The following is a 682-nucleotide window of genomic DNA, read 5'->3' on the forward strand; positions in this document are numbered from 1 at the left end:
GACTGGCACGTGGCCGAGGGCACGGGCCGGCCCGGCCGCGCCTCCCCCACCGACGGCGGCGATCCCGAACGCCCGGTCGCGCTCGATCACGGGGCCGACGGGCTGGTGATCGGCTGGCAGGACGGGGCGGAAACCGCCATCGACGCGCGCGACCTGCGCCTGTCCTGCCAATGCGCCGCCTGCCGGGACGAGATGTCGGGCAAGCGTCTGCTGGACCCGGAAACGGTGCCGCTCGATGTCGCGCCCACCCGCATCTGGAGCGTGGGCAACTATGCCATCGGCGTGGCCTTCAGCGACGGGCATTCCTCGGGCATCTATCCCTACAAGGCCCTGCGCGCCATGCGCACTCCGGAGGCCGAGGATGTCTGACACCGCGATCCGCCGGCGCATTCGCGCCACGCCCTCGCTGAACGACCCGGCGACCATGCGGTTCATCCTCGATGATCCGGTCGCGCCGGGCCGGTCGGCGGGGTTCGACAGGGCCGATGACACCACGGCGCCGCTGGCGCGGGCACTTTTCGACATCGACGGCGTGCAGCGGGTTCATGTCGCCGAGGCGACGATCCATGTCACGCTGGCCGACAGCGCCGAATGGGCCGACCGCAAGGCGCCCGTCGCGCAGGCGATCCGCGATGCGCTGGACGCGGGCGGTGATCCGCTCGGGCCGGCGCGGGGGCGCGAC

The 682-nt window shown here is 72.9% G+C and carries 2 protein-coding genes; both read left to right on the forward strand.

What is annotated here, in order from left to right:
* Positions 1-369 (forward strand): DUF971 domain-containing protein (locus ACH107_RS33320; protein WP_412509858.1); only part of this gene is annotated, 369 nt, incomplete at its 5' end.
* Positions 362-682 (forward strand): NifU N-terminal domain-containing protein (locus ACH107_RS33325; protein WP_412509859.1); only part of this gene is annotated, 321 nt, incomplete at its 3' end. The genes ACH107_RS33320 and ACH107_RS33325, both read left to right, overlap by 8 nt.

The sequence above is a fragment of the Roseovarius halophilus (ex Wu et al. 2025) genome, from assembly GCF_047086965.1.